The organism is Roseobacter sp. MH60115, from assembly GCF_015644665.1.
In the GTDB taxonomy this organism is placed as follows: domain Bacteria; phylum Pseudomonadota; class Alphaproteobacteria; order Rhodobacterales; family Rhodobacteraceae; genus Roseobacter.
This window is the reverse complement of the sequence record NZ_JADOBQ010000002.1, coordinates 553,534-579,376: the sequence shown is the minus strand read 5'-3', so window position 1 is coordinate 579,376 and position 25,843 is coordinate 553,534. Positions and strand designations below refer to the sequence as shown.

Sequence of the window (25,843 nt, the reverse complement as noted above, 5' to 3'; positions counted from 1 at the left end):
TCAGGCCACGGTCAGATGGGCACATTTGGCGAGATGGCCCACCCGTTGGGACGTGCTGCCCAGAACCATACCGGTGAGATTGCCCAGACCCCGACGCCCGGTCACGATGAGATCACAGCCAACCTCGTCAGCATGATTGATAAGCGACTGTGCAGGCTCTCCATCGCCGACATGTGCGACCGGATTTGGACAACCCGCGCTTTCGGCAATGCCACGCGCCCGGGTCAGCACTTTCTGCGCCGCTTCGGCCACTTCTTCTGCGGACGGCATTGTGGTGGCCACATGATAGCCTGCGACGGCACCCATCGCAAAGGCGACCGTTTCCGGTTTGGGGGTGTGTGAAATATGGAGCTCTGATCCGTATTTCCCAGCCAGGTCGCAGGCCAGCCGCAGTGCGTTTTCCGACGGTGCCGATCCGTCGAACCCTACTGTGATTTTGTTGAACATCGCTCCTGTCTCCTCTTTGTCAGGTTCGACAGGAGACTAGGGCCTGTGATCACACCCCGCTTTGATGCACGTCAATTGGCTCACCAGCGGTTGAGCGCGTCTTCGTCTTCCTCTTTTGCGGCCACCCATTCTGTACCAGCCGCCGTCACCTCGCGTTTCCAGAAGGGCGCGCGCGATTTCAGATAGTCCATCAGGAATTCAGCCGCCTCAAAGGCATCCTTGCGGTGCCGGGCGGCGGTGGCAACCATCATGATCATCTCTCCCGGCTGCAGGGCGCCATGGCGGTGAATGACCAGCACATCGCCCAGGGACCACCGGGTTTGCGCCTCCTGCGCGATTTCGGTCAGCGCGGATTCGGTCATGCCGGGATAGTGTTCGATTTCCATGACCTCCAGCGGGGCCTTGTCGCTGTCACGCACCACGCCGGTAAAGGTCACCACCGCGCCGATGTCCGTGTGACCTGCAGTGAACTCCTTGGTCTCCACACCCAGATCAAAGGGCGCCTCCTGCACCGAAATCCGCATCAGGCTCAGCCCCCGGTCATCGGCGGAAAGAAGGCCACCTCGCGCGCGCCCTTGAGCGGCGCATCGAAATCGCTCAACTCCTGATCGATGGCCACACGCAGTGCAGAACGATCCGCAAAGGCCGCCGCATAGCGGTCCTCGCGTGCAACCAACTCATCCACCAGGTCCGACACGGTCTCGGCGGTGCTGTCCACTTCCTCGCGCGGCAGCCCGATCCGTTCACGCACCCAGGCAAAATACAACACATTCATGAGCTTTCATCCTCTCAGATAGGGAGCCGATTTTCGGAAGTAGTCGAACCCGGAGATCAGCGTCAGCGCTGCGGCAATCCACAGCATCCAAAGCCCCACCCGTCCTGACCACACCATCGCATGATAAAACCCGCGCAGACCATTTGTATCCTCGACCTCGCCCCGCATCACCTGCTCAATCAGCGCTGTATCCATCCCATAGCTGTTCATCACCAGATGATGCTCGAAAATCCCACGGGAGAACAGCACCGCAATCGCGACCATCTGTGCGGTGGTCTTCCACTTCGCCAAAGACGTCACCTTCAGCGTACCCGCAGTATCGCCCAGAAACTCCCGCAGACCGGATACAAAGACCTCTCGGAACAGGATGACGGTGGCAGGTAGCACCAGCCAAGGTGTCCAATAGACATCGGAAAACCCGACAATCACCATCAGCGCAATGACCACCATCGCCTTGTCGGCAATCGGGTCCAGCATCGCGCCGAGCTTCGTCTCCTGCTTCCACGCCCGCGCCAGATAGCCGTCAAACCAATCGGTGACAGCGGCGGATACAAACAGCACCAGCGCAAACCAGTCCGCATAGGGCCGCGTGAAGTACAGAAACATCACCGCTACCATGGGCGCGGCCACCAGCCTGACAATGGTCAGAATATTCGGCAAGGTCAGTGTCATGGTCTCACCCTACAACGGGGTAAAACCGGGCGAAAGCGGCAACCGAAGCCCAGCCACCGTTGTGAAGGCCCCACCGCAGCATGAAACGCCGCAAGTCCGTTTCTTCTGGCCAAAAATATCCCCGCCGGAGGCATTGGGTTTTCTTGGAAAAGCCAAATCCGGCTACCCGCGCTCGTGGAAAAAATCGTAGATCTTTTCCGCCAGCGCGCCCGACACGCCCTCCACGGCCTTGAGATCACTCAGGTTCGCCCGCGCCACCGCCTTGGCTGAGCCGAAATGCGCCAGAAGCGCCCGCTTGCGCGCGGCTCCCACGCCCGGAACATCATCAAGCGGCGTTGCGCCAACCGATTTTGCCCGTTTTGCGCGATGGGTTCCGATGGCAAAGCGGTGCGCCTCGTCCCGCATGCGCTGAATGAAATAAAGCACAGGATCATTGTGCCGCAGCGCAAAGGGCTGCTTGCCGGTCCGGTAGAACTCTTCCTTGCCCGCGTCCCGGTCGACCCCCTTGGCCACGCCGACCATCGGGATGTCCCCCACCCCATGCGCCTCCATGATCTCGCGCACCGCACTCACCTGCCCGGCGCCCCCATCGATCAACAACAGATCCGGCCAATGCCCTTCCTTGCGCTCCGGATCCTCCTTGATCAGCCGCTTGAACCGCCGTGTCAGCACCTCTTTCATCATCCCGAAATCATCCCCGGGGGCCAGCTCCTCACCGCGGATGTTGAACTTGCGGTACTGGTTCTTCATGAACCCCTCGGGTCCCGCGACAATCATCGCGCCCACCGCAAAGGCCCCCTGAATGTGGCTGTTGTCATAGACCTCGATGCGCGCGGGCGGCCCCTCCAGCCCAAACGCCTCCGCCACGCCTTTCATCAGCCGCGCCTGCGTCGCCGTCTCTGCCATCTTGCGCGCCAGGCTCTCGCGCGCGTTCCTGAGCGCGGACTCAATCAGCTCCGCCTTCTCTCCCCGCTGCGGCACCAGCAACTCAACCTTGCGCCCAAGCTTGCCGGTCAAGGCTTCGCCCATCAGGTCCGGGTTCTCGATCTCATTGCTGAGGATCAACTGTCGCGGCGGCTCACGTGTATCGTAAAACTGCCCGATAAAGGCCTCCAGCACCTCCGCCGCCTCCACATCCGGCCCTACACGCGGGTAGTAATCCTTGTTGCCCCAGTTCTGGTTGGCGCGGATGAAAAACACCTGCACGCAGGCCTGACCGCCATCCATGTGCAGCGCGATGATATCCGCCTCCGCCACGCTCTGCGGATTGATCCCCTGCGCCGTCTGCACCTGCGTCAGCGCCTTGATCCGGTCGCGCAACGCGGCTGCCCGTTCGAACGCCATCGCCTCCGACGCCGCGCTCATCTCGGCCGCCAGCCGCGCCTGAATATCCGTTGTCTTGCCAGTCAGGAACTTCTCCGCATCACGCACCGTCTGGCCATAGTCCTCGGCGCTGATCTTGCCCACACAAGGCGCGCTGCACCGCTTGATCTGAAATTGCAGACAGGGCCGCGTCCGGCTCTCGAACATGGCATTGGAACAGTCGCGCAGCAGGAACACCCGCTGCAACTGGTTCAGCGTCCGGTTCACCGCGCCCGCGCTGGCAAAGGGACCGTAATACGCCCCTTTCTCCTTCTTTGCGCCCCGGTGTTTCTTGATCTGCGGGAAATCATGATCCGCCGTCACCAGGATATTCGGAAAGCTCTTGTCGTCGCGCAGCAGGACGTTGAACTTGGGCTTGAGCTGCTTGATCAGGTTCTGCTCCAGCAGCAGCGCCTCGGTCTCGGTCCGCGTGGTCAGGAACATCATCGACGCGGTCATCGCGATCATCCGCGCAATCCGCGGGCTGTGCCCGGTAGGCCGCGCATAATTGCTTACCCGCGCGCGCAGGTTCCGCGCCTTGCCCACGTAGAGAACACGGCTTTCCGCGTCCAGCATCCGGTAAACGCCGGGCGATGTGTCCAGCGTTTTCAGGTACCCTTGGATCACGTCCGGGCCGGTCGGCACATCCTTTGGATGAGTCTCATTTGTGTCCGATATATCCATGGGTGTGATTCTTACCCCGGCCTGCAATGGAGTTGAAGCAACTGCAAGGACTAACCTGTCCACGGATCATGTGGATAACTCTGCCGATAACTTCCAGGCATTCGGATTTTTCCTTTGCAATTGGGGTATTTCAGCGATTTGCACAAAAATTAGGCACTTACATAACCTTATGTTTTTAATTGATATTTTCTTATGCACAGTGCAAGTTTTTGAAAACAAAGACATTTTAGTAACGAATTTGTAACACTCATTAAGCCCGTGCAAAACTCTCATTCCGCAGAGCTTATTCGACCCCGAGAACGTCCGGGGTCTGCCACCCCAAATGCTGTCCACCGTCCACGCAGAGCAACTGCCCGGTCACGGCAGGGGCATCCAGAAAGTATCCCAGCGCCGCCGTCATATCGGCCGGGTTCGAGCCACGTTCCAGCGTCGTGGCCGCGCGCTGTTTTGCAAAATGCTCCGCCGATTGACGCCCGCCCTGCAGCGTGGGACCAGGGCCGATGGCGTTCACCCGGATCGCGGGCGCCAGCGCCTGCGCCGAGGTGCGCGTCAGCGCCCAAAGGCCCATCTTGGCCAGCGTATACGTCATGAACTCCGGGGTCAGTTTGCGGACGCGTTGATCGACCATATTCACGATGAGACCTGTCGCCCGCGGCTCGCCTGCCTCATCCAGGGTCGCTTCGATCCCCTGCCCTGCCATCTTCTGGGTTAGCAGAAACGGCGCCCGCAGATTACTCTGCATATGCCTGTCCCAGGTGTCCCGCGTCGCCGTTGCCACCGTGTCATACTCAAAGATCGAGGCGTTGTTCACCTGGCAGGTCACAGGTCCACCGAACGCCTCGACAGCCGCGTCAAACAACGCCTCCGTCTCCGCATCTTCCAAAAGGTTCGCCTGCAAGGCCACGGCGCGGCCTCCGGCAGCCTCGATACTGGATACCGTCTCCTGCGCGCCCTGATGGGAGGAGGCATAGTGCACCGCCACATCAAACCCCCGCCCTGACAGATAAAGCGCGATTGCGCGTCCGATCCGGTGCCCCGCACCGGTTACCAATGCTGTTGCCATGCTCACTCCCTCCTAGCTGAGCACGATCACCAGATAGGACACGTAAAGCCCACTCAGGATCACGCCCCAGAACCGCGTGATGTTCCAGCTTAGATAGACGAAAGGCAGCAAAAGGACAGAGGCCCCCAGCATGACCCAGAGATCGAAAGCCAGGAACCCAGGATCGACAGGGATCGGGCCCACGAAACTGGCGATCCCGATGATGGCCAGCAGGTTGAACATGTTGGACCCGATGACATTGCCCAGTGCAACATCCGCCTGCCGACGCAAAGCCGCCATCACCGTCGTGGCCAGTTCCGGCAGCGAGGTCCCGATCGCCACCAGCGTCAGTCCGATCACGGTATCTGAAACGCCATACTGCTTGGCGATGATGGTTGCATTGTCCACGAGAAGATCGGCCCCCAGAGGCAGGCCGATCAAACCCAGCACCAGAAAGACGACGATACGCCACCACGGCATGTCAGGATCAGCACCCTCAGGCTCGTCTTCCGGTGCGCCCTTGCAGGCCTGACGGTGCAGGTGCGCGTCCCGGAATGCATCGCCGAGCATCAGGGCGAGCCCCAGGAGCAATACCGTGCCCGCGATCCAGTCGAACACCCCGCGAAACGCCAGCGCAATGAACAGCAGGCTTGCCGCGATCATGATGTTGTAGGTCTTGCGCGTGTTGCACTCGGATGTGTGCATGGTTGCCAACAGCGCGGGCACGCCCAGCACCAGCAGGATGTTTGCCGTGTTCGAGCCCACCACATTGCCCAGGGCCAGCCCCGGCGCGTTATCCCGGATGGCCTGCACCGAGATCAACAGCTCCGGGGCCGATGTCCCGAACGCCACGATGGTCAGACTGACGATCAGGGCGGGCACACCCAGACGCAGCGACATGTTCACCGCGCCCTTGACCAGCGCGTCCCCGGCCAGCAGCAGCAGCACAAGGCCGAAGCCACACAGGAGCCAAGGCATGATCATGCAGTCCCGCCTTTACCGCAGGAGCAGGGACCACGCCCGATCTGATACCGCCCACAGTGGCGGCATTTGGCATTCCCAAGACGTTTTCCCCCCAGCCAGTGCATTTTGCCGAACATCGCGAGCACGCCCATGACGACCAGGAAGAGGGTGACAATCTTGAAAATCATAAAACCTATAGTCCGAACTGCGCAAAGGCGCTGCGCTCTTCGATCCCGTGTAGCGCGTCACCCATGATCTGGGCGCCAAAGCGGGCGAGGAAGGGTTTGCGCACGCCGTAGCGGCGGAATTTTACTTTCTCACCGAACCGCTCTTGCATCATCGGTTTCAGATGCCCGATCCCGTCGATCAGCCCCAGGTCAACCGCCTTGCGGGCCAGCCAGATCTCACCGGTGAAAAGGTCTCGGTCTTCCGGTAGTTTGCCTTTACGGCGCGCGGTGACGTGATCCTTGAAATTGACGTGGATGTCTTCCAGCAGCTCTTTCAACCGGGCAACATCCTCGGGGTTTTCCGGACGGAACGGGTCGAGCATGGATTTCGACTTACCCGCCGTGTAAACGCGCCGCTCGATCCCCTGTTTCACCAGAAACTCATGCGCGCCGAAAGAGGCGGAAATCACCCCGATGGAGCCCACAACAGAGCTGTCATCGGCATAGATTTCATCCGCTGCCGCAGCCAGCCAATAGCCCCCGGATGCTGCGACGTCCTCGACAAAGGCGATCACCGGGACGTCTTTCTCTTCGGCCAGCCGCCTGATACGGCTGCCGATGAGCGAGGATTGCACGGGGCTGCCACCGGGCGAGTTCACCTCCAGCACCACCGCTTCCGGTTTGCCGCGTGAGAAGGCTTTTTCGATGACAGGGCCAAGGCTTGCATCATTCAGGGTGCCGCGCCCGGAGGCGCTGATCATGCCCGATAAACGAATGATCGCGACCGTAGGGTCCGATTTTACAAAGGGTATCCAGCGTTTCATGTGACCCCATGTAGAATGGCGACCCCCTGCAAACAAGGAGGGGAGGACGGAGAGTTTTATCCTGCGCCTTTATTGTCGGATACGCCACCCGGTTTTGAAAATCCAACCGATGACCAGCAGGCAGGCGGCGGTGAACCCCGCAATCGCCATCAGGGACAGGGCAATCGGCACATCCGCACTGCCGAAAAACGCCCAGCGGAAGCCGGAAATCAGGTAAACGACAGGGTTGAAATAGGAAATCGTCTGCCAGACCGGGGGCAGCATGGAGATGGAATAAAAGGCACCGCCAAGGAAAACCAGCGGTGTGACCACCAGCAGGGGCACCAGTTGCAGCTGTTCGAAGTTTCCTGCCCAGATGCCGATGATGAAGCCCAGAAGCGCAAAGCTCAGGCAGGTCAGCAACAGGAAGGCCACCATGGCCAGCGGGTGCGCGATGGTCACATCCACAAAGAAAAACGCGGTGATCAGGATGATGATCCCGATGAACAACGCCTTGGTCGCCGCCGCCCCCACATAGCCTGCGACGATTTCCAGAAAATTCACCGGGGCGGACAGCAATTCGTAGATCGTGCCGATAAATTTCGGGAAATAGATGCCGAAAGACGCATTGGAAATCGCCTGCGTGATCACCGAGAGCATGATCAGCCCCGGCACGATGAAGGCGCCATAGCTGACCCCCTCGATCTCCTGAATCCGGCTGCCAATGGCCGCGCCAAAGACCACGAAATAGAGGGAGGTGGAGAGTACCGGAGAGATGAGGCTCTGCGCCAGCGTTCGGAAAAAACGTGCCATCTCAAAGAGATAAATCGCCCTGATCGCGGTCCAATTCATGATGCGGCTTCCTCTTCTTCATGTACGAGACCGACAAATATGTCTTCCAGACTGCTTTGCCGGGTAACCACGTCGCGCAGCACCAACCCCGCCTCCGACACATCGCGCAGCAGCTTGGTGATCCCCGTACGCTCCGCCCGCGTGTCATAGCTGTAGGTCAGCGTGCGTCCATCATCACAGAGCGTCAGATCATATTTTGCGAGTGCTTCCGGCACATCCTCCAGCGGCGCGGAGAGCTGCACATCAAGCTGTTTTTGCCCCATGCGCGCCATCAGGTCCGCCTTGTCCTCCACCAGCAGCAACTCGCCCTTGGCGATCACCCCCACCCGGTCGGCAATCGCCTCGGCCTCTTCGATGTAGTGGGTCGTCAGCACGATGGTCACGCCATCCGCCTTCAACCCCTCGACGATCTCCCACATGTCTTTGCGCAGCTCCACATCCACACCCGCCGTGGGTTCATCGAGGAACAGCAGGCGCGGCTCATGGCTGAGCGCCTTGGCGATCAGCACCCGGCGTTTCATGCCGCCGGACAATTCGCGGATCTGGTTGTTGCGCTTGTCCCAAAGCGACAGCTGCCGCAGGATCTTCTCAATCGCGGCCTCATCAGGTGATTTGCCGAACAGCCCGCGCGAAAAGCGCACGGTGTTGATCACACGCTCGAAGGGCTCCAGATTGATCTCCTGCGGCACCAGGCCGATCATCGACCGGGCCGCCCTGAAATCCCGGATGATGTCGTGCCCCCCTACGGCGACCGTCCCGGAGGTCGCGGTCGTGATCCCACAGACGGTCGAAATCAGCGTCGTCTTGCCCGCCCCGTTCGGCCCCAAAAGCGCGATGATCTCCCCCGGCTCGATCCGCAGGCTGACACCTTTCAGCGCCTCGAACCCGTCACCGTAGGATTTGCGCAGGTCTGCGATGTCGAGAATGGGCTGCATACCGGTCTTTTCCTTTGCCAAGTTCATTGAAACTAGGGCGCGCGCGGGCGAAACAACAGTGTCGAATGACACGAATTCCGGCAGAGATCTGTGCAAAAAACCGCAATCCACTGTGCGCAGAACCGTAAACCCGCGGGCGGTCAGTTTTTGCCAGTAATGCGTTTAAGCCAGCTTTTCTTTTCCTCTTCCGGCGCATCCGCCGCCGGTGCAGGCCCCTCCAGAGCAGTCTGTAAATTGGTGAAAAACTGATCCGCCATCTTCTTGGCAAACCCGTCGATGATGCGGCTGCCCAACTGTGCCAGCTTACCGCCGACCTTGGCCTCAACATCGTAGGAGAGCTCCGTGCCACCATCCTTGGCGGTCATGCGCACCTCTGCGCCCCCTTTTGCAAAACCTGCCGCACCGCCCTTCCCTTCACCGCTGATGGTCAGGGATTCGTCGGGCACCATGTCCGACAGTATCACCGCCCCTTTGAATGTCGCTTTTACCGGCCCGACCTTTTGCACCACGGTGGCCTCAAACCCCTCTTCGGGAGAACCGGTCACATCCTGCGCGCCGGGCACGCAGGCCTCCAGCACCTCGGGACTGAGCAAGGCGGCATAGACCTCTGCAGGGCTTGCGGCAATCTGGCGGGTATCTGACATCTGCATCGGTGGGCTCCTTCTGGCTCGGGTTTCACGAACCTAACGCAGCCCGCGCCGATGCGCCAATCTGAATTGGGCCATGTCGCTTCCGGGCTCGACAGCGCTCTCTAGGCTGATAGGTCTGCGGCATGGCCAATCTTCCCCAAAACCGCGCAGGCCTCGGCATCCTTTTCGTGCTCGCAGGTGTTTTTGCAATTTCTATCAATGACATGCTGATCAAACAGCTGTCAGGGGGCTATCCGCTGCACGAGATCGTTTTTCTGCGCTCGGCCATCGGGCTGATGTTCTCCATGATCATGGTGCAGATGGAAGGCGGCTGGCACATCCTCAAGACCCGCAGGCCGTTTTTGCACCTCATCCGCGGGCTGCTCATCGTGGTTGCGAATATGAGCTACTTCGTCGCCCTCGCCGCCATTCCGCTGGCCGATGCAACGGCGTTGTTCTTTGCGGCCCCTCTGTTCATCACCTTGTTGTCCATCCCCATTCTGGGTGAAAAGGTCGGCCTGTTCCGGATGAGCGCGGTGCTGATCGGCTTTTCAGGCGTGATCATCATGCAGCGCCCTTGGGCGGATGCGGACAGCCTGCAGGCCTCCCGACTTGTGCTGCTGATGCCGGTCCTTGCTGCGCTGACCTATGCGCTCAACCAGCTGATGACCCGCAAGCTTGGCGTGGAAAGCAAGGCCTCCGCGCTCTCGGTCTATATCCAGGCCACCTTCATCGTGGTCTCTGTCGGGTTTTACGTGGTCGCGGGGGACGGGCGGTTTGCAGAAGGTATCGATAACCCGTCGACGCAGTTCTTGCTGCGCGCCTGGGTCTGGCCGTCCAACGCGGACTGGTGGGTGATGCTGGGCATGGGAGCCAATGCCGCCGTGGTCGGCTATTGCCTCAGCCAGGCCTACCGCATGGCCGATGCCGCCACGGTCGCTCCGTTCGAATACGTGGGCCTGCCGCTCGCGGTCTTCTGGGGCTGGCTCATCTTTGCCGAATTGCCGGTCTGGGAGGTCTGGGCCGGCATCGCGCTGATCCTCGGCTCCGGCCTCTTCGTCTTTCTGCGCGAACAGCAAAAGGCCCGCATCGTGGCGCGGGCACCGGTGCGGCGGCGCTGAGACGACACCCTGACGCTCAGAGGCCCAAGTCAGACAATCCCGGATGCGCGGCGGGACGCGGTCCCTGATCCCAGCGGAACAGTCGCTCAGATTCACGGATCGCCACGTCGTTGATCGAGGCATGCCGTGCAGCCATGTAGCCGCCCGTGTCGAACTCCCAGTTCTCATTGCCATGGGCGCGAAACCACTGCCCGGTTGCATCGCGGTATTCATAGCAAAACCGCACGGCGATGCGATTGTCACCCTGCGCCCAGATCTCCTTGATCAGACGGTACTCCTGTTCGGCTTCCCATTTCGCTGCGAGGAATTGCCGGACCTCATCGCGTCCGTTGATGAATTGGGAGCGATTGCGCCATCGTGTGTCGGGCGTATAGGCCAGCGCCACCTTGTCCGGGTCGCGACTGTTCCAGGCGTCTTCCGCCATGCGGACCTTTGTGACCGCATCGTCATAGGAAAACGGCGGGACTGGCATGCGTGTCATCGCGATCCCCTACCAGCTGTTGTACCCAAGATACTTGCCCGACATCTCGACCTTCACACGGTCGCCCTTCGGGTTTTCGATCCGCGTCACGGACATGTCAAAGTCGATGGCGGACATGATGCCATCGCCAAATTTCTCCTGGATCAGCGCTTTCAACGTCGGTCCGTAGACCCCTACGATTTCATAAAACCGGTAGATACAAGGATCGGTTGGCACCGCCTGCTCCCAGATCTTGGTCGGGCTTTCGGCCAGCACGCTCTCGGCCTCCTGCGGCAGCCCCATCACGCTGACCATCAGCTTTGCCTTATCCGCCGGAAAAGCGTTCATGCCCATGGCGGCGGAATGGGTCCAGACCGGGGACATGCCGATTTTGGCGGCGATGTCTTCCCACGTCAGACCAGCCTGCCTTTTGGCGGAGAGGATCATCGCGGTTACGTCTTCTTTCGTCATCATCTCGGTCATTCCGGGGCCTTTCATAGTCGTCTTAACCATTCACTGCGCTCAAGGCAGGTCGTCTGTCTTCGGGATCGTCTGCGGGCTCGGACTTGTCGATCCGCACGGGCACTGGCCTGTTTGTCTTGCCCGCCTCCGTCGGTTGTCCGGACATCTCCTTGGAGCGCTTGCCCAGGAACTGCACCAGATGGTTGCGGATCGCGTAGTAGTTGGGATGCTCGATGATCTCGGTCCGGTTGCGAGGACGGGGGATGGTGATCTCCACGCTTTCCGCCACGCGCGCAAAGGGGCCGTTTGTCATCAGCAGGATGCGGTCCGCCAGCAGGATCGCCTCATCGATGTCGTGGGTGATCATGAAGACGGTCTGCTCCATCTGCCCCCAGATCTTGAGCAGCTCGTCCTGGATGGTCCCGCGCGTCAGCGCGTCGAGCGCGCCAAAGGGCTCGTCCAGCAGCAAGAGCTTGGGGTGATTGGCAAAGGCGCGCGCAATCGACACACGTTGCCGCATGCCGCCCGACAATTGGCTTGGCTTGCGGTGGATGACATCGCCCTCAAGTCCGACCATCGCCAGAAACTTGGTGGCATGCGCCGCGACCTCCGCCCTGGACCATTCGGGGTGTCGGGCAGCCACGCCGAAGGTCACGTTCTTCAGAGTCGAGAGCCACGGCAGCAGGGAGTAGTTCTGAAACACCACACCGCGATCAAGACTGGGCCCGCGCACCTCGTAGCCGTCCATGGTGACCACGCCGCTTGTCGGCTCTGCAAGACCCGCGAGGATGTTCATGATCGTCGATTTGCCACAGCCCGAATGACCGAGGATCACGACAAATTCGCCTTTCTCAACCCCAAAACTGGCGTTTTCGAAGACGGTCAACTCTCCGCCAGTGCCATCGGGAAAGCGCTGTGTCAGGTTGTCGATGCTCAGGAACGGTTTCATAGGGTTTCTCTTTATTCGATGTAGGTGACGCGGCGCTGCAGGAAGCCGAACATAGCGTCCAGCAACATGCCCACGACACCAATCATGAGGATGGAAAAGATGACCGAGGTGAGATCGAGATTGTTCCACTCGTTCCAGACGTAGTAGCCAATGCCCGTGCCCCCGACCAACATCTCTGCCGCCACGATCACCAGCCAGGCGATGCCGATGGATATGCGCATCCCCGTCACGATGGTGGGGGCGGCGGCGGGCAGGATCACGGTAAAGGCCGTCTTGACCGCTCCCAATTCATGGGTCCGGGCCACATTGACCCAGTCTTCGCGCACAGCGGCCACGCCAAAGGCGGTGTTGATCAGCATCGGCCAGATCGAGCAGATGAAGATCACGAAGATCGCCGAGGCCTCGCTGTCCTGAATGATGAACAGCGCCAGGGGCATCCAGGCGAGCGGCGATATCGGGCGCAGGACCTGAATGAACGGGTTCAGTGCCTTGTAGGCCACCCGCGACATCCCGATGAGGAACCCAAGCGGAATGGCAATCAGCGCGGCCAGAAAATAGCCCGTGAGAACGCGGTAGATCGAATAACCGATCTGGATACCGATACCCTTGTCATTGGGGCCCGCATCATAGAACGGGTTCGACAGCTGTTCCCATGCCTTGGCCAGCACCTGGCTGGGTGGCGGCACCCCCGCCTTGGGCTGCCCTCCACCTGTGAGCAGTTCGTATTCGGTCAACTCGCCCACGGCTTTTTGTGCAGGGATCGACAGTTCCCATACAAAAAGCCCAACCAGCAACAGGAGGACCGACAGCAACGCCGCCCGTTTGTTCTCCGACAGCTTCTCCATCAGTTTGTCTTGATTGCGAAGCTGTCGACGTAGGCCTCTGGTGTGGCGGGATCAAAGGTCTTGCCCATGATCGTATGCGATTTGTAGGTGACGTCCGGAGCGTCGTATCCCAAGTCTTCCATCACCTTCTTCGCGTCCGCGGCGAGGTAGACCTGTTCGGCCACGCCCTTGTAATCGACATCGCCCTCAATATAGCCCCACCGCTTCATCTGCGTCAGGATCCAGACCCCCATCGAATGCCAGGGGAATGGATCGAAATCGATCCGGTCCGGCACCCGCTGCACTTCGCCCAGGCCATCGGCATAGGTGCCTGTCAGCACCTGCTGGATGACGGTAACCGGCTGGTTGAGGTAGTTCGTCGGGGCAATCGCCTCCGATATCTCAACGCGATTGTCCGGGTTTGACGCATATTGGGTCGCGTCGATGATCGATTTCAGCAGGGCACCATAGGTATTCGGCAGTTCAGTCGCAAAAGACAGAGGCGCGGCGAAGGCACAGCATGGATGTCCTTCCCAAATCTCCTTGGTCAGGATGTGGATGAACCCGATGCCTTCAAAGACGGCACGCTGGTTGAAGGGGTCCGGAGACAGGTAGCCATCGAGGTTCCCGGCCCGCAGGTTTGCGACCATCTCAGGGGGTGGCACCACGCGGATCTGAATGTCGACGTCGGGGTCCAGCCCGAATTCCGCCACGTAGTAGCGCAGCAGGAAGTTGTGCATGGAGTATTCAAACGGCACCCCGAAGGTGAAGCCTTTCCATTGCTTCGGGTCCCGTTTGTCGAGATGTTCGTTCGACAGCACGATGGCCTGACCGTTGATGTTCTCGACGGCGGGCATGATGTAGGGTTCAGCGACAGACCCCGCCCCCAGTGTCATCGCCAGGGGCATCGGCGTCAGCATGTGGCTTGCGTCATATTCCCCCGATAGCGACTTGTCGCGGGCAACGGCCCAGCCAGCTGTCTTGATGACCTGCGCGTTCAGGCCGTAGCGTTCGTAGAATCCCAGAGGCTGCGCCATGATGATCGGCGTGGCGCAGGTGATCGGCACGAAACCGATGTTCAGGTCGGTTTTCTCCGGCGGGCCGAGATTATCGAGGATGGCGGCCTTTGCTTCGTTCAGCGGAAAGACCGACGCCAGCGCAGCGGCGGCTGTCGCACCGCCTACCATGCCCATGAAGGACCGGCGGCTGACATCACTCTGGCCAAAGACGGACCGCACGATGGCGCTTTCAACGGCCTGTTCGAGCATGTCGTCGGCGGACATGCCGGATGTCGCCAGATCCTCTAACCCCGTGCAGCTGTCACAAGAGCATCCGCGCCCGTGCCGCAAATCGGTTTCGGAGGAATACGGGTTGCTTAGGGATTTCACTGTCATGGCACTCTCTCCGTCGCTGGTTTTCTCCATGCTGACGGAAGGAAGAATGCAAAAGAATAGGTGCTGTCAGAAAAAGCGTTTTCGCAATTTACGCTTAAAATCAGGGCGATACTGCCGGTTCGAGTGTGATTGATTTTACGGTTTTTCGTAAATTACGAAATGTCGTGTTGCGCGAGTGGTGCAAAGGCTGCTGACTTCTTGGATGCTTCACACTGATCACTCTTTCGATTCTTTCCTGGCTGGCGCCTTTGGCCCAACGCTTTTGATTGATCTGCAAACGGACGTCATCCTCGCCGCCACCTCCGAGGCGGTCCGCACCTTCGGAAACAGCGCTCTGGTCGGCACGCATTTTGCAGGGCGGGTAAAAAGCGACCTCGCCGACTTCGTCGTTTTCATCGATGAGGTGCTGCACCGGGGGAGCGCCTGGACGCGCAAGATCGCGCTGACCGCGCGAGAAGAAGCACCGCTGATTTGCGAATTGAACGGGCGCATCGTGACGACCGAAAGGGGAGATGCCCTTTTGCTGAACATCACGGACCTGACGACGATGGACCAACGTGCCGAAGAAACCGCCACCGCCCAAATGTACAGAAGCGGCATTTTGGAATGGCAACGGGTGCAGGCGTTCTTTTCAGAGCTTGAGCGGCAGAACCAGCTGATCCTCAATGCCGCGGGCGAAGGCATCTATGGCGTGAACGCCGAAGGCAAGACAACCTTCGTCAATCGCGCAGCACAGGAAATGCTGGGATGGACAACCGAAGACCTGATTGGCCGCGACATTCACCAGATGATCCACCATCACCGTCTGAACGGGGAGGTCTACCCGTCACATGAATGTCCGATCTACCAGTCGTTCCGGTTCGAGCAGGTCAACCGCATCGAGGACGAGGTGTTCTGGCGCAAGGACAACAAGCCGATCCGCGTCGAATATGTCTCTACCCCGATTTACGAAGGCCAGATCCTGGTGGGGGCCGTGGTGATCTTTCGCGACATTACGGAGAGGTCGGAAAACGAGCGTAAGCTGCATGCGGCCATGGATGAAATTGCCGCCCTGCGCGACCGGCTGGAGCAGGAGAACGCCTATCTTCAGGAAGCGATCAACATCGAGCGGGCGCACCACGACATCATCGGGCAATCACCCGCGATCCGTCAGGTCATCACCCAGATCGAGCTGGTGTCGCGCACAGAGGCCAATGTGCTGATCACCGGTGAGAGCGGCTCGGGCAAATCGCTTGTCGCCTCCGCGATACACAATGACAGCAGTCGCAAGCGCCGGCCCATGATCCACTTCAAAGGCGGGGCCGTCGCCCCCGAAATGATCGAAAGCGAGCTCTTTGGCCATGTGCGCGGGGCCTTCAACGGGGCCCTGCGCGATAAGCCGGGCAAAATCGAACTGGCCCATGGCGGCACCTTGTTCATCGATGAAGTCGCGGACATCCCGTTGGAGCATCAGGGCCGTCTGCTCGAAGCGTTGCAGCGCCGCGCCGTTGTCCGGCTTGGCGAAGACCGGATGCGCGCGATTGAACTGCGTGTTCTGGCCTCGACCAGCCGCAATGTGGAGCGAGAGGTTCAGGCCGGTCGCTTACGGCAGGATCTCGTTCTGTTTCTGAATGTGTTCCCGATCCATTGCCGCCCCCTGCGCGAGCGCGTGGAGGACATCCCGCCGCTGGTGGCGCATTTCCTGAAACTTGCCAGCAAGCGGCTGGGTCGCGCGGTCCCGGTTGTGACTGAAGGAATGATGCAGAAACTGCAGAAATACGACTGGCCGGGAAACGTGCGGGAGCTGGCGAATGTGATTGAACGGGGGGCGATTGTCTCGCGGGCGGGCAAACTGGTCGTGGACATCCAAAATCCCACGGCCCCGGTTGTGCGCAACTCCTCAACACTGCTGACAGAGGCCGACATCGAACAAATTCGGGTCGCCAATACGATTGCCTGCATGAAAGAGGCGGGGGGTCGCGTGTCAGGCAACGGTGGCGCGGCCGCACTGCTGGGTGTGCGACCGACGACACTTTATTCACGGCTGCAAAAGCTGGGCCTGACCGACAAGGATTGGTAGGTGGGGCTTGGGCTCCAAAGTACGCCGACCATCACCGATTGCGCAACCACCGCCGCAGGGCAATCAGACCCGCCGCCGCGATTGCGGCAAGACCCCCGGCCAGGGGCAGCATGGACGTCGCGACAACCACCTCATGATGGGCATAGGCGGGTGTTGCGCACGGCATGACCAATACGCTCAAACGTCTCATGACACCTCCGAGACCGCAGGATGCTCCTGCAGAAAGCTGCGCAGATCGGTGACATGTTTCGCGTCAAGCGATACGTAGATCAGCCCCATATTGGTGCGTTCGGTGACCATTTCGCCGGGATAGGGCAGATAGCTCAGCTCGCGCGATCCAAAGGACGGGGAGGCCGTGCCCACCTGCCATTCGGTGGTCAGCTTCACATCCACCAGCTTCATCGACGGCCCACCCCCGGGCGCGTCGATTTCCAGCGGCACGCCCGCGATGCGCAGATAGGACATCTTGTCCTTGGCGGCGATGAACCCATCGATGAACTGCTCCGTCAGCACTTGCAATTCCGCCGCACCATCGGCCTCATTCATATGGCTGTGCAGGTGGTCGGGGTGGTCATGGTTGTGGCCGATGTGGCCGTTCACGATATCATGTGGCATTGGACCACCGCTTTCCTGTGAAGTCGCCGTGGGGGATTTCCACGGGCTTGTCGATGTGCCGCTTGTGCTTGCCCATATTGCCGGAGGCCACGAGCGAGCCCAGCACATCCACGATCACCCGCGTGCCCATGAGTGCGGTAATCTCCGACTGGTCATAGGGCGGAGCGACCTCGACCAGCTCCATGCCGCAGATGCCTTCGGCGGCGACTTTTGAGGCCAGCGCCAGTGCCTCGCGCGGCAGGAACCCCCCCGGTTCCGGCCATCCGGTGCCGGGCACGAAGCCGCAATCGATGCTGTCGATGTCGAAGGACATATAGACCATATCGACCCCGTCCCAGGCCATCTCCAGCGCCATCTCGGCGGTCTTGTCGACGCCCATCTTTTCCATGTCACCCATGGTGATGATATTGGTCTCCCGCTCGCGGGCCACCTTTACCGCCTCGCGCGGGACCTGCCAGCCGCCGATGCCCACCTGCACGAGGTTCTTGGCGGGCACATTCGGCAGCAGCGTTGAGTGGAACCACGGCGTGGTGTGCATGCGCTCGTCCAGATCTTTTTCCTGAATGTCCGCATGGCGGTCAAAGTGCACGATGCCGATTTTCTTCGACGTGCACTCCGCGATCCCGCGCACGCAGGGAAAGCCGATGGAATGATCCCCGCCAATCATGATTGGCAGCGAGCCGGAGGAGGCCACATGGCTGACCGCCCGGCTGATCTGGTCGAATGTCTTTTCGATGTTGGCGGGGATCGTGAAGACGTCCCCCGCATCGCAGAGCGTCATCTGCTCGCGCAGATCCACGCCCATCTCGTAGTTGTAGGGCGTATAGAGCGCGGAGATCTTGCGGACGCCTTGCGGGCCAAACCGCGTGCCCGCCCGGTAGGTGGTGCCGCCGTCAAAGGGGATGCCCAGTACGGTGGCGTCGTAGTCCTTCACCTCGGTCACGTCCTCGGCGTAAGGCGCCTTGAGGAAGGTGTTGATGCCTGCGTAATGCGGCAGTTCGCCGCGCGCGAAGGTGGGGATGGATTTGTCCTCGATGCTGTCGGCCCCTGTGAGCCCCATGCGCAGGGCCCATTTCTTCTCCTGCTCCCAGCCGGTCTCGGGCAGATCGCCCTCGGCCTGCATGGCCTTCCAGCCCCGCAGCTTGGTCAGGTCGGGGTGATGATGCCGCGCCTCGGTGCGGCGGTGGTCACCGGGGTGGTGTGAACGAGACCTATCTGCTGGCCTGCAAAACATGCGTATCCTCCTGAAGTTTTTGGAATGGGATGCCGCCATCGCGGGCATCAAAGTCGTAAGTGATTGTCGCGCCATAGCGGGACGGGTCGTGCGGGTCCCAGCGGGGTTTGTCGAAGACAAGCACGCGGTCGCCGAGCTTGAAGGCTTCTTCCAGATCATGGGTCACCATGAACACGGTCATGCCCGTCTCCGCCCGCAGCTCTTGCAGGAAATCGTGCATCGACAGGCGCGTGCCGGGATCAAGCGCGCCAAAGGGTTCATCGAGCAGCAGCACGCGCGGCTTGGCTGCCAGCGCCTGCCCAATGGCGAGGCGTTGTTGCATCCCACCCGACAGCGTCGCGGGATAGTGGTGGGCCACATGATCCAGCCCGGTCCGGGCCAGCGTTTCATCCGCGCGTACCCTGGCGGCCTTTGATTTCTGGCCAAAAAACCGCCCCCATCCCAACCGCAGGCTTTCCCCCGCCACGATGTTGTCGCGGACGGTCATATGGGGAAAGACCGAATACTTCTGAAAGACGATCCCGCGGTCCAGGCCCGGTTCTTTGGCCGGGGGCGCATCGGCAATGCGCACCCTACCCCGGCTGGGCCGCTCTTGCGCCAGCAGCAGCCGCAGGAAGGTGGACTTGCCGCAGCCGGAGGCACCGACAATGGCCGCAAACTCGCCCTCATCGACCTCGACATTCACCCGTTCCAGAATGGGTCGGTCATCATAGCTCTGGAACACATCCTCGACCGTCACAAAGCTCATAACCCCTCCTTCGCCCAGGGGAAGAAACGGCGGGAGGCCCAACGCAGGCTCCAATCGATGACAAAGGCCAGCAGCGTGATCCAGAGGACATAGGTCAGGATCACATCCATCGCGAGGTAGCGGCGCACGAGGAAAATCCGGTAGCCGAGGCCGAGGTCGGAGGCGATCGCTTCTGCCGCGATCAGAAACAGCCATGCCGGGCCGAGCGACAGCCGCACAGCCTGTATCAGACGTGGCATCACCTGCGGAAGAGCGACACGTATCGCGATGACCCAACTGGATGCGCCCAGCGTTTGCGCCTTGACCAGCAGCTCTTCGGGGATCTCCAGGGTCCGCTGGCTGAGGTCGCGGATCATGAACGGCAAGGTGCCGACGACAATCAGCACCACCTTGGACAGCTCCCCAAGGCCAAACACAATGAACAGGATGGGCAGTAACGCCAACGGTGGGATCATCGACAGGATGGCGACAAACTGCGCAAGCGCACTGCGGACCAGTGGTAAAAGTCCAATCATCAGGCCAATGACAAGGCCGAAAAGCGATGAGATCACGATCCCTAGACCAAGCCGCTTCAGACTGGCCCATGTATCATGCCAGAACAGGATGCGCCCGGTCCGGCGATCACCTTGCGTGGTCAGGCTCACCATCGTGTCCCAGATTTTACCCGGCGCGGGCAGCAGCTTGTCCGAGGGGTTCTCGGCCAGGCGGATTTCCGAACCGATTGCATAAGCGATGAACACGGCCAGAAACGGCAGCAGCGTCAAAAAGGCCGTGAGGGCAGGGCCAGGTTTGAGATTGATCAGGCGCATGACACGTGCCGCCACACCGGGGTGCGGCGGCTCCTTTCCATCACAGGCTGCCGTCGGCGGCCATCTGCATATAGGTCGTGTCGAAGCGGAACTGCACGTTGTTGACGTCACCCGTGATCGATCCATCGGGGTAGGCAACACCCACAAAATCGGCCGAAGGTGCGCCCTCGCCCAGGATACCCTTGTCAAAAAGGAATCCCGCGACGTTTTCCATCGTCTCGGGCAACGCATCGCTTTCGGTGAACGCGACGGCCGCTTCAGGATCATAGAACATCTCGGTGGAGGCCAGCTGTGCCTGATAGCCCGCCAGATCGGTTCCCGACGCGTCGGCCATGGCGCTCAGCACGCCTTCGTCGCCTGCCGCCATCAGGCCCATGAGCTCGTACCAGGCGCCCACCATCGCCTTGCCGAAATCAGGGTTGGCCTCCAGCGTTTCGGTGTTCACCACCATCAGGTCGATAATCTCGCCGGCGATGTCCGAACTGTCAAAAAGCTTCGTCGCCTTCGGGTCCTCAAGGATGGAGGAGACAAGCGGGTTCCACGTCACCACCGCTTGCACATCATCGGTGGCGAAGGCGGCGATCATATCAGCATCGGAGGTGTTTATGACACCGCCCAGATCCGCTTCTGAGAGCCCAACGCTGTCGAGCCCACGCGCCAGCAGGTAGTGCGACACGGAGAGTTCAACCAGGTTCACCGGCATGCCCTTCAGGCTGGTCAGATCGCCATCGCCCTTCAGGATCACCGCGTCATTGCCGTTGGAATAGTCTCCGACGATCAGCGCCGTGGTATCGACGCCACCGCCCGAAGGGATCGACAGCGTGTCCATATTGGTTGCTGACACGCCATCGAATTGGCCCGCAGTATACTGATTGATCGACTCGACATAATCGTTGATCTGCACGATCTCGACATCGATCCCATATTTGTCGGCCCATTTGTCCATGATGCCGCTGTCTTCGAGATAGCCCCAGGGCATCCACCCCACATAGATCGACCACGCCACTTTGAACTCGGTCTTTTCCTGCGCAAAGGCGCTCGTGCTCAGGCAGAGCGCCATCGCGGTCACTGTCAGTTTTTTCATCTTCGGTCCCCATCTGTTTTTTTCGAATGGAATGACCGCGTGGGTGGCAAAACGGAGCGCGGGTCAAACCAGCGCAGTAGCCTCCCGGGATTTTGCCCCGCCGTGTACTGTCCGGGATTGACCGAACAGCGATATCTCTCGGACCAGACCCGTGAATGACGGCGGAACCCTAGACATCCTGCACCTTTGAGCGAACCGAAGTGTTTGCAGACAAGCAAGCGGTCGGGCGCGTTCTGAGACGGGCCGCGCCAGAACGCCTAATCAATAGGCACAATTCATGTTAATCGGCTGCTTTTCACGCGCTCTCTGGACGCTGCGTCTGTGGGTTTTGGTGTATCAGCAAGAAAGGTTGCGGGTGTTTCGATATGCAACTGGCCGGTCGAAAGCCGCTGACGCTGATTGTGCGTATCGCTTGATCGGATCAGTCTACGACGGCCAGTTTTTCGCGCAACATAAGGTGGTGTGCCTATGTTCTGTTGACCAGGAGAAATGCTGTTTGGGGGACGGCCAGTCCGTTGATCACATATTGACGACCCGGACCGCATGCTGCGGTGGCGCTACCTTTAGATGCACCAAACAGCGGCCCCGTGGGCGTGCAAACACTGTAAGATCGGGACCCCCAACACGCTCTCCGCGCGCGCCCTAACCGATCTTGACCACAACCTTGCCGGTGGCCTTCCGCGTGCGCAGCAGATCGAGCGCGGCGTTTGCCTCTTCCAGAGGCAGCACATTGCTGACATGCGGTTTGATTTTGCCCTGCACGTACCAGTTTATCAGCACCTTGAAGCTGTCCGTCAGCACCTTGGGGTTCACGCGGGTGTATCCGCCCCAATAGAAACCGATGACCGTGAGGTTCTTGACCAGAAGATGGTTGGCCGGGATCTGTGGCACGTCACCGCTGGCAAACCCCAAAGGAATGAGCCGCGCTTCGGCGTTGCACGCCCGCAGTGCAGCCTTGAACTGGTCACCACCGATCGGGTCATAGACCACGTCCGCCCCGCCCAGGCCCTTTACCACGCTGCGAATATCATCCGTCTCTGAATCGATAAGGTGATCCGCCCCCATGGACCGCGCCACCTCCAGCTTGTCCTTGCCGCGCGCCACGGCAATCACCTCTGCGCCCATCAGCTTGCCCAGTTCCACCGCCGTCAGCCCGACACCGCCGGAGGCCCCCAGAACCAGCAGGCGTTCTCCCGGTTGTAGATGGGCCTTGTAGTCCAGCGCCACATGGCTGGTGCCATAGGCGATCAGAAAGGCGGCGGCGTCTTCGTCACTCATCTCATCCGGGATCGGCACACAGATATTGGCGGGGATCGCGGCATGGTCGGCCAGCGCATCGAACCCGCAATAGGCCGCCACCCGCTGACCAACGGCCAGCCCTTCGACGCCCGCGCCCACCTCTGTGATGGTGCCGCAGAGTTCCATGCCGAGGGTAAAAGGCAGCTCCGGTTTTTCCTGATAGGTCCCCTTGATGATCAGCAAATCACCGAAGTTCAGGCCACAGGTATGGACCTTGACCTGCACCTGACCGGAGCCTGCCGCTGGCACGGGGATATCCTGAAGGCTCAGCGGTTGGCCGAGGTCGGTGACTTGCATCGCGCGCATGAAAAGCGTGTCCTTGTTAGGGTCGTATTGCGGCGGATCAGGCCAGAGCGGGCGCCGATTGACAAGAGGGGATTCTAGCTGACCCGACGACCGTTCGACCACACACCACACACGATGGGGGCCTCGCCCACCACCCGGAACCGTGTCAGATCTGCCCGCAAACCCGGCGCGATCCGCCCACGGTCGTGCAATTCGACCCCCGCAGCGGGGTTCGCTGTCACCGTCGCCAACCCGCGCGCCATGTCCCCCCAAAGCGCGCCCAGTTGTACGGCGCCTTTTAACAAGGCCGCCGGCACGTAGTCTGAGGACAGGATATCCAGTAAACCTTTTTCGGCCAGCGTCTTAGCCGCCACGTTGCCCGAATGTGACCCACCGCGCACCAGGTTAGGCGCGCCCATGATGATCCCGATGCCCTTTGCCTGGCAGGCTTCGGCAGCCTCCATGGTGGTCGGAAACTCGGCGACGTGAACCCCGTGATCGGCAGAAGCCGCAACCTGATCCGGTGTCGTGTCATCGTGGCTTGCCAAGGTGGCTCCCAGCCGTTTCGTCGCCGCGACCGTTGCGGTTTCATGTGCGTCGCCAAGCCGCGCCCGAAGGTCGGTCAGCCGGACCACATGGGCTTCGAATTCCTCGGCGCTCAGCCCCCTTTTGCCGCGCACGTACGCCTCGAACTGCGCCATATTGCGAAACTGTCGCTGACCCGGCGTATGATCCATCAAGGACACGATGCCCACCCGGTCGTCAGGGCCGAACTCCTCCAACTCCTCCGGCAAGGTTTCCGAGCAGACCTCGGCCCGCAGATGCAGGTGGTGACTGATCCGCAGCGCGCCATGACGGCGCATGTTCTCGATCTCGCTTGCGAGATTGCGCGCATAGCGGGGGAAGCGGCTGGGCGTGTCATCGACAATCGAGCCCACCCGTATGGCATCGAAAACCGTGGTGATCCCAACGCCTGCCAGTTCCGCGTCATGGGCAACGATGGCGGCGTCATGGGGCCAGTCGACCTTGGGGCGCGGCATCATGTGACGTTCGAGGTTGTCGGTATGCAATTCGATCAGTCCGGGACAGAGGTAGTCGCCTTCGCAGTCGATGGCACCGGCGGGCACGGACGCTCCGCTGTCGATGCTGGTGATCCGGTCATCGGTGATACAGACCGATCCCGTCACAACTTCGTTGGGCAGCACGACTTTGGCATTGGCGAAGATGGTTTGTGATGTCATGAGCGTGTTAACCTGACCTGAAAAACTGTGGGGAATTGGGGGATACAAACCGATGCGCTTTACCCGATACGGTGTCTATTTCACACCGCGCCCCGGCGCATTTGCCGATGCGGGCGCCGCGTGGCTGGGGTGGGATCTGGCTGCCGGACGGGCGGTTGGCACGGCCGATGATGCGGTTACGGCCCGGCCCCGCAAATACGGATTTCACGGGACCATCAAGCCGCCGTTCCGGTTGGCCCAAGACACAACCACCGAAGGATTGAAGGAGGCGCTGGAGGCGCTGTCGCGGCGCCTCGCGCCGGTGGCGCTGGACGGGCTCACGTTGTCGCGGATCGGGTCGTTTCTGGCCCTCACCCCTGTCGGAGACGTCCGAGATCTTGCAGAACTTGCAGGGCACGCCGTGCGCGACCTCGACGTCTTTCGCGCACCTCCAACCGACGGTGAACTGGCCCGGCGCAGGCAATCCAACCTGACACCCTTGCAGGAGGAAAACCTGCGCAACTGGGGCTATCCTTACGTGATGGAGGCTTTCAAATTCCATATGACGCTGACCGGCCCGTTGGCGCGGGATCAGGTGGGAAAGGTCATGGCGGACGCAAATACCCATTTTGGTGATCTGCCGCCACGCCCCTTTGTCATCGACAGCCTGACCCTGGTCGGGGAGCGTGACGGAGAGATGTTCCATGAGATTCATCGCTACACGCTGACCGGAAAATAGAGCGCTTCGATCTCCGCTATTGTGTCATCCAATGGGCGGTCATTGCGGACCTGAGTGATGCTCAAACCTTCCGGCAGCGTAGCCCCTTCGCGGGCAAGACGCTTGTCGATATCCGCCGCAGTCTCGCGGCCCCTGCTGGCCAGACGATCCGCGAGAACTCTGGGATCGGCAACCAGAGAGATCACATGCAGGTGCTCGAATTCCCTATTGGCCTCGACCAGAACGCCGCGCGACAGGTTCACAATCGCATCCCGTCCAGCAGCCAGGACATCGCGCACCGTTGCCGGAATGCCGTAGTGCAAGCCATGCGCCCCCCACGACAGGATGAACGCGCCCGCATGCTGCATCTGGTCAAACTGCCCCGATGAAACGGCTTGAAAATCTTCACCCCCGGCCTCGGCCGGTCGGGTAATGGTGCGTTTGACGCGGTGCAGGTCGGGGTGCGCCGCGCAGAGCCCGTCCATTACGGAATCCTTGCCGACGCCCGACGGGCCAACGACGGCGATGAGACGCCCCGCCACCTCAAGCCGCCTTTGGCGTGAAATCGGAGACATCGATACTGCGATCGCAGACGCGCGCCCGTGCCTCGGCGTCGTGGAAAATTCCCAGGATCGCGGCCCCACGCGCCTTGGCCTCTTCGATCAGTGACAGGACAACCGCGCGGTTGATCGGATCAAGGCTGGCCGTGGGTTCATCCAGCAAAAGCGCCGGGTAGTTATAGGCAAATCCACGGGCAATATTGACCCGCTGCTGCTCGCCCCCCGAAAATGTGGTGGGGCTGAGCGCCCAGAGGCGTTCTGGGATATTGAGCAACCCCAGCAGCTGTTCCGCCCGTGCCATCGCCGCCTCCCGTTCCACCCGGAGCATCAGCAGCGGTTCAGCCACAACTTCCAATGTCGGCACCCTTGGGACCACACGCAGGAACTGGCTGACATATCCCAGCGACTGACGGCGCAGCGCGAGGATGTCGCGCGGGGCGGCGGTGGCCAGATCGACCCCATCCACCACAATCGCGCCCCGATCCGCCAGATAGTTGCCGTAGACCATGCGCATCAGCGTGGATTTGCCCGCGCCCGAATTGCCCGTCAGCGCCACACATTCACCCGGTGAAACCTGCAACGCCGCCCCCTGGAGCACGGGAATGACGGTACTGCCCTGATTGTGCAGAACGAATTGCTTTGAGACGTCTCTGAGTTCGATCATCTTGCCC

29 protein-coding genes and 1 riboswitch are annotated in these 25,843 nt (G+C 60.6%); of the genes, 3 read left to right on the top strand and 26 right to left on the bottom strand.

What is annotated here, in order from left to right; genetic code table 11:
* The 11 genes from ISX84_RS08460 to ISX84_RS08410 form a co-directional block, all read right to left on the bottom strand.
* Complete coding sequence (locus ISX84_RS08460; RefSeq protein WP_195819898.1) at positions 1-447, bottom strand: universal stress protein; 447 nt, start codon at positions 445-447, stop codon at positions 1-3.
* A gap of 80 nt (positions 448-527) precedes the next feature.
* On the bottom strand, positions 528-971 hold the full coding sequence (locus ISX84_RS08455) for a molybdenum cofactor biosynthesis protein MoaE (protein WP_195819897.1): 444 nt from the start codon (positions 969-971) through the stop codon (positions 528-530).
* A gap of 5 nt (positions 972-976) precedes the next feature.
* A complete protein-coding gene (moaD, locus tag ISX84_RS08450; RefSeq protein ID WP_195819896.1) occupies positions 977-1,222 on the bottom strand; it encodes a molybdopterin converting factor subunit 1 in 246 nt (81 codons plus the stop codon).
* 6 nt (positions 1,223-1,228) lie between these two features.
* A complete protein-coding gene (gene pgsA, locus ISX84_RS08445; RefSeq protein WP_195819895.1) occupies positions 1,229-1,894 on the bottom strand; it encodes a CDP-diacylglycerol--glycerol-3-phosphate 3-phosphatidyltransferase in 666 nt (221 codons plus the stop codon).
* A 162-nt stretch (positions 1,895-2,056) separates the two neighbouring features.
* Positions 2,057-3,940: an excinuclease ABC subunit UvrC gene (gene uvrC / locus ISX84_RS08440; protein ID WP_195819894.1), complete on the bottom strand. Its 1,884-nt coding sequence runs from the start codon at positions 3,938-3,940 to the stop codon at positions 2,057-2,059.
* Between the two features lie 283 nt (positions 3,941-4,223).
* Positions 4,224-5,003, bottom strand: coding sequence for an SDR family oxidoreductase (locus tag ISX84_RS08435; protein WP_195819893.1), 780 nt, complete (start codon positions 5,001-5,003; stop codon positions 4,224-4,226).
* A 12-nt stretch (positions 5,004-5,015) separates the two neighbouring features.
* Entirely contained in the window at positions 5,016-5,960 is a 945-nt protein-coding gene (locus ISX84_RS08430; RefSeq protein ID WP_195819892.1) for a calcium/sodium antiporter, read from the bottom strand.
* A 178-nt stretch (positions 5,961-6,138) separates the two neighbouring features.
* Entirely contained in the window at positions 6,139-6,936 is a 798-nt protein-coding gene (locus tag ISX84_RS08425; protein WP_195819891.1) for a S49 family peptidase, read from the bottom strand.
* A gap of 69 nt (positions 6,937-7,005) precedes the next feature.
* Positions 7,006-7,767, bottom strand: coding sequence for an ABC transporter permease (locus ISX84_RS08420; RefSeq protein ID WP_195819890.1), 762 nt, complete (start codon positions 7,765-7,767; stop codon positions 7,006-7,008).
* The gene (locus tag ISX84_RS08415) at positions 7,764-8,702 is read right to left on the bottom strand and encodes an ABC transporter ATP-binding protein (RefSeq protein WP_195819889.1); all 939 of its coding nucleotides are present in this window, start codon (positions 8,700-8,702) and stop codon (positions 7,764-7,766) included. Before ISX84_RS08415 ends, ISX84_RS08420 begins: the two co-directional genes overlap by 4 nt.
* 140 nt (positions 8,703-8,842) lie before the next feature.
* Positions 8,843-9,352 carry a CoxG family protein gene (locus ISX84_RS08410; RefSeq protein ID WP_195819888.1) on the bottom strand — a complete coding sequence of 170 codons (510 nt, stop codon included), beginning with the start codon at positions 9,350-9,352 and terminating at the stop codon, positions 8,843-8,845.
* 122 nt (positions 9,353-9,474) lie between these two features.
* Here ISX84_RS08410 and ISX84_RS08405 point away from each other — a divergent pair, with 122 nt between their 5' ends.
* Positions 9,475-10,452, top strand: coding sequence for a DMT family transporter (locus ISX84_RS08405; protein ID WP_195819887.1), 978 nt, complete (start codon positions 9,475-9,477; stop codon positions 10,450-10,452).
* Positions 10,453-10,468: 16 nt separating this feature from the next.
* Here the strand turns inward: ISX84_RS08405 and ISX84_RS08400 are convergent, their stop codons facing one another.
* From ISX84_RS08400 to ISX84_RS08380, 5 genes are read right to left on the bottom strand one after another with little or no spacing between them, the layout of a single operon-like run.
* Positions 10,469-10,933 (bottom strand): nuclear transport factor 2 family protein, encoded by a 465-nt coding sequence (locus tag ISX84_RS08400; RefSeq protein ID WP_195819886.1) that lies wholly within the window; start codon positions 10,931-10,933, stop codon positions 10,469-10,471.
* Between the two features lie 9 nt (positions 10,934-10,942).
* Positions 10,943-11,425 (bottom strand): cyanase, encoded by a 483-nt coding sequence (cynS, locus tag ISX84_RS08395; RefSeq protein ID WP_229884180.1) that lies wholly within the window; start codon positions 11,423-11,425, stop codon positions 10,943-10,945.
* Positions 11,418-12,323, bottom strand: a complete 906-nt coding sequence (locus ISX84_RS08390) for an ABC transporter ATP-binding protein (protein ID WP_195819885.1) — start codon at positions 12,321-12,323, stop codon at positions 11,418-11,420. Before ISX84_RS08390 ends, cynS begins: the two co-directional genes overlap by 8 nt.
* An 11-nt stretch (positions 12,324-12,334) precedes the next feature.
* Entirely contained in the window at positions 12,335-13,168 is an 834-nt protein-coding gene (gene ntrB / locus ISX84_RS08385) for a nitrate ABC transporter permease (protein WP_195819884.1), read from the bottom strand.
* Complete coding sequence (locus ISX84_RS08380; protein WP_195819883.1) at positions 13,168-14,541, bottom strand: CmpA/NrtA family ABC transporter substrate-binding protein; 1,374 nt, start codon at positions 14,539-14,541, stop codon at positions 13,168-13,170. The genes ntrB and ISX84_RS08380 overlap by 1 nt, the downstream gene beginning before the upstream one ends.
* Positions 14,542-14,743: 202 nt before the next feature.
* On the opposite strand from ISX84_RS08380, the gene ISX84_RS08375 reads away from it, so the two are divergent.
* Positions 14,744-16,600, top strand: a complete 1,857-nt coding sequence (locus ISX84_RS08375) for a sigma-54 interaction domain-containing protein (protein ID WP_195819882.1) — start codon at positions 14,744-14,746, stop codon at positions 16,598-16,600.
* Between the two features lie 31 nt (positions 16,601-16,631).
* Here the strand turns inward: ISX84_RS08375 and ISX84_RS08370 are convergent, their stop codons facing one another.
* From ISX84_RS08370 to ISX84_RS08335, 8 genes are all read right to left on the bottom strand, one after another.
* Positions 16,632-16,790 (bottom strand): hypothetical protein, encoded by a 159-nt coding sequence (locus tag ISX84_RS08370; protein WP_195819881.1) that lies wholly within the window; start codon positions 16,788-16,790, stop codon positions 16,632-16,634.
* Positions 16,787-17,215 (bottom strand): hypothetical protein, encoded by a 429-nt coding sequence (locus ISX84_RS08365; protein ID WP_195819880.1) that lies wholly within the window; start codon positions 17,213-17,215, stop codon positions 16,787-16,789. The genes ISX84_RS08370 and ISX84_RS08365 overlap by 4 nt, the downstream gene beginning before the upstream one ends.
* A complete protein-coding gene (locus tag ISX84_RS08360; RefSeq protein WP_195819879.1) occupies positions 17,205-18,449 on the bottom strand; it encodes an agmatinase family protein in 1,245 nt (414 codons plus the stop codon). Before ISX84_RS08360 ends, ISX84_RS08365 begins: the two co-directional genes overlap by 11 nt.
* Positions 18,427-19,197 carry an ABC transporter ATP-binding protein gene (locus ISX84_RS08355; RefSeq protein ID WP_195819878.1) on the bottom strand — a complete coding sequence of 257 codons (771 nt, stop codon included), beginning with the start codon at positions 19,195-19,197 and terminating at the stop codon, positions 18,427-18,429. Before ISX84_RS08355 ends, ISX84_RS08360 begins: the two co-directional genes overlap by 23 nt.
* Positions 19,194-20,021 (bottom strand): ABC transporter permease, encoded by an 828-nt coding sequence (locus ISX84_RS08350; RefSeq protein WP_326838719.1) that lies wholly within the window; start codon positions 20,019-20,021, stop codon positions 19,194-19,196. The genes ISX84_RS08355 and ISX84_RS08350 overlap by 4 nt, the downstream gene beginning before the upstream one ends.
* Positions 20,022-20,046: 25 nt before the next feature.
* Positions 20,047-21,090 (bottom strand): putative urea ABC transporter substrate-binding protein, encoded by a 1,044-nt coding sequence (locus ISX84_RS08345; protein WP_195819877.1) that lies wholly within the window; start codon positions 21,088-21,090, stop codon positions 20,047-20,049.
* A 79-nt stretch (positions 21,091-21,169) separates the two neighbouring features.
* Positions 21,170-21,274: riboswitch (guanidine-I (ykkC/yxkD leader) on the bottom strand.
* 458 nt (positions 21,275-21,732) lie between these two features.
* Complete coding sequence (locus ISX84_RS08340; protein ID WP_195819876.1) at positions 21,733-22,695, bottom strand: NADPH:quinone oxidoreductase family protein; 963 nt, start codon at positions 22,693-22,695, stop codon at positions 21,733-21,735.
* A gap of 74 nt (positions 22,696-22,769) precedes the next feature.
* Positions 22,770-23,915 (bottom strand): alpha-D-ribose 1-methylphosphonate 5-triphosphate diphosphatase, encoded by a 1,146-nt coding sequence (locus tag ISX84_RS08335; protein ID WP_195819875.1) that lies wholly within the window; start codon positions 23,913-23,915, stop codon positions 22,770-22,772.
* Between the two features lie 52 nt (positions 23,916-23,967).
* Here ISX84_RS08335 and ISX84_RS08330 point away from each other — a divergent pair, with 52 nt between their 5' ends.
* Complete coding sequence (locus ISX84_RS08330) at positions 23,968-24,633, top strand: DUF1045 domain-containing protein (RefSeq protein ID WP_195819874.1); 666 nt, start codon at positions 23,968-23,970, stop codon at positions 24,631-24,633.
* Here ISX84_RS08330 and phnN read toward each other — a convergent pair.
* Positions 24,612-25,154 (bottom strand): phosphonate metabolism protein/1,5-bisphosphokinase (PRPP-forming) PhnN, encoded by a 543-nt coding sequence (gene phnN, locus ISX84_RS08325; RefSeq protein WP_195819873.1) that lies wholly within the window; start codon positions 25,152-25,154, stop codon positions 24,612-24,614. The two genes, ISX84_RS08330 and phnN, sit on opposite strands and share 22 nt — an antisense overlap.
* 1 nt (position 25,155) lies before the next feature.
* Positions 25,156-25,836: a phosphonate C-P lyase system protein PhnL gene (phnL, locus tag ISX84_RS08320; protein WP_195819872.1), complete on the bottom strand. Its 681-nt coding sequence runs from the start codon at positions 25,834-25,836 to the stop codon at positions 25,156-25,158.
* Between the last annotated feature and the right edge of the window lie 7 nt (positions 25,837-25,843).